Genomic DNA, 7,765 nt, shown 5'->3' with positions numbered 1-7,765 from the left:
AATAGGTTCAGGCATTTTTTCCCACTGGTCTGTACCCAGTAGTACTATTGTTCCACAGCACTATAAGCTAGAATTGACAGCACTTTTGGGCGTCTTTAGTACATTTGTACGGGGTAACTTCAGTTATAGACCTGGCCATTAACTGCTAAAAACCGATTTCCCTTGGCAGTAATGATCGTCATTTTCCAGTTAATGGTGCAATGGGGAAGCGAAAATAGCGTTAAATACAGCCGAGGTTTAGTAAAAGATTAGATTAGGCGGTTGACATCCTCACCGTCCTAGAAGAACGGTGATTCCTAAACCTCACGATTTGGTTTGGTGCTTCAATGCAACAGCCTCCACCCTAAGCGGGGTTTTATGGTCTTACGTTCGCGACCCAGACTATTCGGTGCAAGTCCTGCGGTTTTCATGTATCGAGAATTTCTGCGAAAAGTCTTGATGTACTTTTTGATTCGAGAGTTGGCCTTCCATTGCCCTGTCATCTTTTCCCGGTCTACCGATTTTGCTGCGCCGCCAGGTTACTGGACTTTGCTCGTATAGGCTGTCTGTTCGCGAAGCGTGACCTTTGGTCAATCCATCGTCTCGGGTGGGTCATTGACCATCTTTATGGTAACATCAAGCCGTCCTATAAGGACGGGGTTTCAGACCCAATTTTTTTGATGAATCTCAAAGAACCCGCCATAAATCGATTAATCAAGCAGCACAATGGTTCAACGATTACTATCTAGTATCGGTTTCACCACTAAAAAGCCAGCACCAAATGCGCTCAAGACAATTCCCAAGATGGCTATAACCAACACCCAGCCATTGACATAGGACACTGCCTCTGGCTGCGAACTTCGCAGGGAGCGATTGTCTTGTTGTTCAATCACTAAAGTTTCTCGATAGGAAGAGGGAGGGGTTTGAGGTTTTATCTGAGGTGGGGAAAATTCACCCCCTGGGATAGTTGTAGCGGTGCGCTGGGATGGAATTGGTGGAGCTTGACGGGATTCCGGCTGCTTTACTGGCTGAGGTCGATGGACTTCAGCTGGACTCACTGGTTCTAAGGAATTGATCACCTGCTGTAGATGCAGAGCTGAATTAATAACTTTTTTAACTTCCTGTCGCAGCTGCTGGTGTTGTTTAACTAAATGCTGATTTTGAGAATGGAGAGAGTCCAACATCGCCTGTGTTGCTTGCAACTCAGCTGCTAGTTCCCGGTATACAGAAATTGGTACTGACGGACAGTATGTATTCGATTTGTTTGCCGATGTTGAACTAGGGTAACGATCGCTACTGGATTTGGGCATAGGGGGGTTGGTTCGGTGATTAGAAGTCATAAGTATAGCTAAACTTCATCCAAGGCAAGAATAGTTGAAATTTTAATCTGTGGGCAGCCCTTGTTGGCTCAAAGCTAGGGATATAGTCAACAAAAACTCCCGCTCCATAGTCTGGCTGATTCAGCCTATTGATAGTGATAACCGAAAAAAGTTTCCCATGGGTTCAGGCTCAGGAGCAATGTCTAGGGAAGTTTTCACGCCTAGTAGTAAAATCAGCAATTACCAAGGTGACCGACAACAGTCTTGCCTTGGCTATAGGTTGCTTTGCTTTACTTCCATGCCATCTGGTTTGTGCCAGTTTTTTTCTACTCCTTTGGTCCTCTAGGAAAACGACGCCGTTGCAGGAATTCTGGAATATCTAATCCTGGTCTACTCTTAGGCTCAACCTTGGGTGTAGGGGGCATCGGTGTAGGAGCAATCGGTCGGCGATTCAGGGGAGTTTCCACGGATTTAGGTGCAGACTGGGCTTCTCCGGTAAATCCCGTAGCAATCACAGTAATTCTAATTTCACCCTGGAGCTTATCATCAATTACTGCTCCAAAGATGATATTGGCATTGGGATCAACCACTTCATAAACAGTTTCTGCTGCTGAATTCACTTCATGGAGGGTCAGATCACTGCCACCAGTAATATTTAAAACTACCCCTCTAGCCCCTTCAATAGAAGACTCCAGCAGAGGAGAAGAAATGGCAGCTACTGCTGCCTCTCTGGCTCGGGATTTTCCAGAACCCATCCCGATGCCCATCAGAGCCGAACCAGCATCTGCCATCACCGCTCGCACATCGGCAAAATCCACATTCACCAAGCCAGGAATAGTAATAATATCAGATATCCCTTGTACCCCCTGACGTAGGATATCATCAGCTACTTTAAATGCTTCTTGAACAGGAGTCTGTTCTGAAATCACTGACAAGAGTTTATTATTGGGAATAACAATTAGGGTATCGACTCGACTCCCCAGAGCGGCAATTCCTTCCTCGGCTTGGGAAGTACGGCGGCGTCCTTCAAAGGTAAATGGACGAGTGACCACTCCCACGGTTAAAGCACCCATCTCTTTAGCAACTTCTGCTACAATCGGGGCAGCTCCTGTACCAGTACCACCCCCCATCCCAGCAGTAATGAAAACCAGGTCAGTGTCTTCGAGAGCCTGGGCAATTTCCTCCCGGGATTCTTCAGCGGCTTTTTGACCAATGGCTGGGTTCCCTCCTGCTCCCAACCCTCGGGTCAACTTCTGCCCCATTTGTAAGCGTTGGGGGGCTGATGATTGGGCTAGTGCTTGAGCATCTGTGTTAATTGACCAGAACTCTACTCCACTGACATCACTGGCAATCATGCGGTTAACTGCGTTACCACCACCCCCGCCAACACCAATAACCTTGATTTTTGCAACGCTACCTGGCACGATATTGTCACTCCTAGTTTCTTCCCTGGGTATGCGATTAGAATCATAAGTTTGACCGAATTGTAATACAGAGTTACTAAAAGGATGTGTATTGTCGGATCCTAATGAAAGATCTGCTTCTGCGATGATTTTAGAACTTTGAGCAGCAAGCCCTAGTTGACTATTAAGCGTCATTGCAAGAGGTGAGGGTAAGTGTTTATCTTTATCTTTATAAGTTATATGTAGCAGTCTGAGTTAACTATAGAGTAAGTTGATTGAAAAACCAAAGACCCTGGCAACGGCTGGGTCTATACCCGATAACTGACCTGAAACAAAACATAGGTTGCTGGAAATATCGCCTCGGTTTAGCCGTCAGAGTAGGCCTCTACACTTGTCTGACCTTCTTAGTTATCCTTATTTAACTCGCGATTGCACACTGTCATGGTCTGTAATCATTTGAATCGATGGTAAGTCTGGGTTTTGCAGGTCAATGTAAGCTATTTTGCTCTTTTGTGTGCGCTTCGGCAATTCTCGCATCTGATCTAGAACTCTCAGTTGGGTGGGGAAGCTTTCACTGTAAGGACCTAAATGTACATTTCCTAACTCGGTTTTCAGAATTAAGTTGGCTGGATTTCGCCAATCGATCTCGAAAACTTTGACAGCCGAATGACTCACAGCTTGATAAACATCGAACCAGTAAGGGCGATAAACGGAATTTTGACCAATCACTTTCAAGTTCGGCAACTGCAGATTGGCCGAGAGTGGTTCGTAACTGCTCTTGGGGCTCCAGATCCCTTGCTCATCGACTAAACCCAACGTTGGGGTAGAGTTTTTAGTTTTTCTGGTTTGGGGCTTACTCTGCTCAGCAATAGCCACTGGTTGACGCTCTCTAATTTGTATTGTCAATCCTGGTGGTATGAGTTGACGGCTAACTAGAGCCGAAGCAATAGGAGCTTCAGATTCCAAAAACTCGGCAAGGACGTGGGGTTGTACTTGCAGTAAAGACTGGGGATAGGATAAAGGCAGCAGGGAGCGTATCGCTTCAGCAGAAAGCCAATAATTCCCTTGAATCTTGATTTGTTCTGGCTGACGAATCATCCAATCTGGTAAAGTTATTGCCCAGAGTAAACTTCCAGCGATACCGCCCACCAAAAGTGTACGCCAAATCTTTTGATAAAATTTAATGCGGCGTGTCCGTCGCAGTTGTTTGCGTCGATTAGACAATTGTGATTCAGAGACTGATGCGATGTTGCTCATCTACTACCGATCAATCGACAGAGTACATTTATGACTTGAAGTAAGCCTGACAATTGGCGTGTGGGCGTTTGCGCTGCGGCGCGATCGCTTCACGCCAATCTACCCAAAAATCTGGGGAACGACAAGGTTTGAACTTTGCAATTCCTGACTGAGCACCAAATACTTTTTTTAATTTAACCACTACTAGGTTCCCACGTTTTATACTTAACAGGTTCCATCAGCCTGATCGGAAAAGGCATTGGTGCCTAATCAGTCCTCTATAGTTAACTCATCCCACGTACCTTAGTCGTGGGATGGGTCAGTGATTAGGGATTAGTCTTTTACAAAAGACTAATTACTGGGGACGCTTTCTATCTCACCCTGTTGAAGGAGTGGGCTTTCTAACCGCCTTCTGTAAACCACAACCATCACCACAACGGTGGGAGGTTAATTTATGGAACTGCATCTACCAAGATTTTTCAAAGCGTGTAACCCAGCTAAAACCTTAGATATGGGTAATCCAGAAGACCATCCATACTATATCGATTTTTCCGCTGTCAGGGGAGGAAAGATTATCGAAGCTTTAGGACGAACCATTACCCGTCTGTCACCAGATGAACCGACCTGTCAATTGTTTACTGGTCATATTGGCTGTGGTAAGTCTACTGAGTTGTTAAGACTTAAAGCCGAGTTGGAAAAGCAGCAATTTCATGTTGTTTATTTTGAGTCCTCTCAAGACCTAGACATGGTGGATGTTGATGTCAGTGACATTTTACTGAGCATCGCTAGGTCAGTGTGCGAAAGCCTAGAAGCTATAAGCATACAGCTCAGACCCACTTACTTTAGTAAATTATTTAATGAAATCAAAGACTTTTTGCAAACTCCGATCGAGTTTTCAACAGAAGCCGAATTTTCCGTAGGCATTGCCAAGATTACAGCCAGAAGTAAAGACAGTCCTCAGCAACGCCAACTGCTACGACAGCACCTAGAACCCCGCACCCAAAGCATTTTGAATGCCATCAACGAAGAAATTTTACAATCAGCGATTCAGCAGCTGAAGTTGCTTGGCAAAAAGGGTTTGGTGGTGATTATTGATAATCTTGACCGAGTTGATAATCGCTCGATGGCTTCAGGTCGTTCCCAGCCAGAGTATCTGTTTATCGACCGTGGTACTCAGTTAAGGCGTTTGAACTGTCATGTAGTTTACACTCTACCCTTGTCCTTAATGTTCTCCAACGAGTACGAAACTCTCAAAAATCGAGTCGGTGGTGGTGTGGCTCCCAAAATTTTGCCCATGGTGCCCATACAGTTAAGGGATGGTCGTGACTATCCAGAAGGTATGGCACTGCTGCGACAGCTATTGCTAGCCCGAGCTTTTCCAATGGTTGATCCTCAACAGCGACTAAACCTGATTCCACTAGTATTTGATAGCCCAGAAACCCTTGACCGGATGTGTCGCATTAGTGGCGGTCATGTCCGTAACTTGTTAGGGTTGCTCTATAACTGTTTGCAACAGGAAGACCCGCCCTTTTCCACGAGTTGTTTAGAGGGTGTGATTAAGGGATACCGAGATGATTTGACTCTGGCTGTTGAAGATGAAGAGTGGAAGTTGCTATCTCAAGTCGTGCAACAGCAGTCCGTCAAGGGGGAACAAGAATATCAAACCTTGTTGCGCAGTATGTTTGTCTATGAATACCAAGATGAACAAGGGCGCTGGTTTGGGATTAACCCAGCGTTAGCAGAAACAGAAAAGTTTCGGTCTCTAGTTCTTTGACAAGGCTAAAATCCCTTGAGTTCCAAGGGATTTTGCCAGAGAAGGGGGTGTAGGGTCGTCAGGTTCAGGGTGCAAAGTTTGGGGTGTTCTGGAAAATTGAGATGGACTATTGATATCGAAATTAGAACTAAACCGAATTTATTAGTTTGCTCAGAACACTTTTGCTTATCATTTTTTTGTTACCTTACCTGTCAATCACCCTTTTCTTTTTGAGGGGGAACTTCAGTCTCAACCCTTGGTATGACATTAGTTTAGCCTTCAGGTTCACCCCCGTCAGGTAAGGTACATCCCCTCATGTATAACCTAGCACTTACCACCTACTACTTGGTTCAAAGGGACAAATTTTCTCCCTAATTGAGTTGAAAACTAATCTAGTCAGGACAACCGCAGCCTTTACAGGTAGAGTTACTGGGGAAATCCTGATAGTTCAACAGTTTTACCTGTTTTCGTCTAGGAACTTATAGCGTTTTTCACAGTTATGAGGTACAGTATTCTTTGAAGCTGATTCCCTGTTAGGTGCGCTTGACCTTGGCGAATTAAATTCGCCACGGGTCGCACCTCTTGATGCAGCGCATCCCTATTACCTATTACCTATTACCTATTACCTATTACCTATTACCTATTACCTATTACCTATTACCTATTACCTATTACCTCTGGCGGGGCGACAATGTCGCCTGTAGACTAGATGGGCAGAGGGATTGAGACAAGTGACAAAAAAAGATAGGCTGAAGATATTGCACTTCCTACCTATCAAAATTTAATGTTACCTGAATTATATCAAATCCATTTTGAACAATACCTAAAAGAGTCAGATTATCTATTGTTTGAGATAATCATTAATCTTGTACAATCCATAAAACAGGTAAGTTTAGAAAAACTAGCAGCATCCTTACCCTTGCCAATTAAGTATGAAAGCAGAAGAAAAAAACTCCAAAGATTTTTGTCTTTGACAGAATGGGATGTTAACACAATTTGGTTATCACTAATTACCCAGTGGATTTCTCAATCAATTGACAAACAAGAAGTCCAGCATATAGCCATAGATCGAACTAGATGGCAGTCAGTAAATATCTTAGTAATTAGTTTAATTTATCAGAGAAGAGCAATCCCCTTGTATTTTGAACTATTAGATAAAAAAGGAAATAGTAACTATGACGAGCAAACTCAAGCTTTAGAAAAAGTATTAGGCAAGTTTACCAAATATAAAGTTGTCGTGCTAGGGGATAGAGAATTTTGCTCAGTGGATCTGGCAACTTGGCTCAAACAGAAGGATGTATACTTTTGTTTACGTCTGAAAAAGAATCATTTTATTGAACAAGAAACTGAAATTTGGACTCAGTTACAACACTTAGGTTTAAAGCCAGGAATATCTTTTTATCTTCAAGGCATAAAAATTACTAAAACCAAACAAGTATTGGGATTTGATTTGGCAGCTAAATGGCAACAAAAGCGTTGGGGAATGAACGCAGATGAAGGGTGGTTTATTTTAACTAACTTGGGGTCACTCACACTGGCTATTGAGGGTTATAAAAAACGATTTGGTATAGAAGAAATGTTCCGAGATTTAAAAAAAGGAGGCTATAACTTAGAAGGAACTAAACTAACTGGTCAACGGTTAGTTTCTATTTTGATTATAATTAGTGTTGCTTATACAATTAGTACCTTTAGTGGACAAATAATTAAGCGCAAGTGCATCCAAGACTATGTAGGTAGAGTGAAAGAAGTAAAACGCATTTTTTCTCGACATAGTAATTTTTATATTGGATTATATGGTTACAACTGGGTTAATTTTTACTCTCAAGTTGATCAACTTGTTGATAAGTTAATGAAGTTATCCCCAAATAAACGCCCATTTTATCAACGAGGTCTCAAAGCTATGACCTTGATTATATCCGCTTTCTAGCTACTCTTGTCACCCCGCCAGAGGGGCACATAAGCTCCCCCAGCTTTGAGAATTGCTAGCAGCGCGATCACCATGGAGAACGAGCGCTCTAGACAAATTCCCACCGGAACATCTCGGCTAACACCCAAGCAAAGCAAGTAATGGGCTA

At 43.5% G+C, this 7,765-nt stretch carries 8 protein-coding genes and 1 pseudogene; 3 read left to right on the top strand and 6 right to left on the bottom strand.

The genetic code is table 11. The features are described from left to right. Positions 1 to 381 precede the first annotated feature (381 nt). The 5 genes from F6K37_RS27240 to F6K37_RS27220 form a co-directional block, all read right to left on the bottom strand. Positions 382 to 573: a hypothetical protein gene (locus F6K37_RS27240; protein WP_287253518.1), complete on the bottom strand. Its 192-nt coding sequence runs from the start codon at positions 571 to 573 to the stop codon at positions 382 to 384. A 137-nt stretch (positions 574 to 710) separates the two neighbouring features. Further along, complete coding sequence (locus F6K37_RS27235) at positions 711 to 1,289, bottom strand: hypothetical protein (RefSeq protein ID WP_044493852.1); 579 nt, start codon at positions 1,287 to 1,289, stop codon at positions 711 to 713. A 335-nt stretch (positions 1,290 to 1,624) separates the two neighbouring features. Then, positions 1,625 to 2,896, bottom strand: a complete 1,272-nt coding sequence (gene ftsZ, locus F6K37_RS27230; protein WP_008186504.1) for a cell division protein FtsZ — start codon at positions 2,894 to 2,896, stop codon at positions 1,625 to 1,627. Positions 2,897 to 3,115: 219 nt separating this feature from the next. Then, the gene (locus tag F6K37_RS27225) at positions 3,116 to 3,958 is read right to left on the bottom strand and encodes a cell division protein FtsQ/DivIB (RefSeq protein ID WP_008186505.1); all 843 of its coding nucleotides are present in this window, start codon (positions 3,956 to 3,958) and stop codon (positions 3,116 to 3,118) included. Between the two features lie 28 nt (positions 3,959 to 3,986). After that, entirely contained in the window at positions 3,987 to 4,139 is a 153-nt protein-coding gene (locus F6K37_RS27220; RefSeq protein ID WP_154659848.1) for a hypothetical protein, read from the bottom strand. A gap of 252 nt (positions 4,140 to 4,391) precedes the next feature. Here F6K37_RS27220 and F6K37_RS27215 point away from each other — a divergent pair, with 252 nt between their 5' ends. The 3 genes from F6K37_RS27215 (at position 4,392) to F6K37_RS27205 (ending at position 7,617) form a co-directional block, all read left to right on the top strand. Continuing rightward, the gene (locus F6K37_RS27215) at positions 4,392 to 5,711 is read left to right on the top strand and encodes a P-loop NTPase fold protein (protein ID WP_008186506.1); all 1,320 of its coding nucleotides are present in this window, start codon (positions 4,392 to 4,394) and stop codon (positions 5,709 to 5,711) included. Positions 5,712 to 6,275: 564 nt separating this feature from the next. After that, positions 6,276 to 6,416, top strand: a complete 141-nt coding sequence (locus F6K37_RS27210; RefSeq protein WP_287253513.1) for a hypothetical protein — start codon at positions 6,276 to 6,278, stop codon at positions 6,414 to 6,416. Between the two features lie 58 nt (positions 6,417 to 6,474). After that, the gene (locus F6K37_RS27205; protein ID WP_287253512.1) at positions 6,475 to 7,617 is read left to right on the top strand and encodes an IS4 family transposase; all 1,143 of its coding nucleotides are present in this window, start codon (positions 6,475 to 6,477) and stop codon (positions 7,615 to 7,617) included. Between the two features lie 20 nt (positions 7,618 to 7,637). Here the strand turns inward: F6K37_RS27205 and F6K37_RS44815 are convergent. Next, a pseudogene (locus F6K37_RS44815) lies at positions 7,638 to 7,765 on the bottom strand (AMP-binding protein); the annotation flags it as partial.

The organism is Moorena sp. SIO4E2, from assembly GCF_010671945.1.
Classification (GTDB): Bacteria; Cyanobacteriota; Cyanobacteriia; order Cyanobacteriales; family Coleofasciculaceae; genus Moorena; species Moorena producens.
The sequence above is the reverse complement of the archived record's forward strand: the minus strand, read 5'-3'. Positions and strand labels throughout refer to the sequence as shown.

Excerpts from the sequence above, each read along its gene's own strand:
- F6K37_RS27235 (WP_044493852.1), bottom strand. The coding sequence starts at position 1,289 with ATGCCCAAATCCAGTAGCGATCGTTACCCTAGTTCAACATCGGCAAAC.
- ftsZ (WP_008186504.1), bottom strand. The coding sequence starts at position 2,896 with ATGACGCTTAATAGTCAACTAGGGCTTGCTGCTCAAAGTTCTAAAATC.
- F6K37_RS27225 (WP_008186505.1), bottom strand. The coding sequence starts at position 3,958 with ATGAGCAACATCGCATCAGTCTCTGAATCACAATTGTCTAATCGACGC.
- F6K37_RS27215 (WP_008186506.1), top strand. The coding sequence starts at position 4,392 with ATGGAACTGCATCTACCAAGATTTTTCAAAGCGTGTAACCCAGCTAAA.
- F6K37_RS27210 (WP_287253513.1), top strand. The coding sequence starts at position 6,276 with ATGCAGCGCATCCCTATTACCTATTACCTATTACCTATTACCTATTAC.
- F6K37_RS27205 (WP_287253512.1), top strand. The coding sequence starts at position 6,475 with ATGTTACCTGAATTATATCAAATCCATTTTGAACAATACCTAAAAGAG.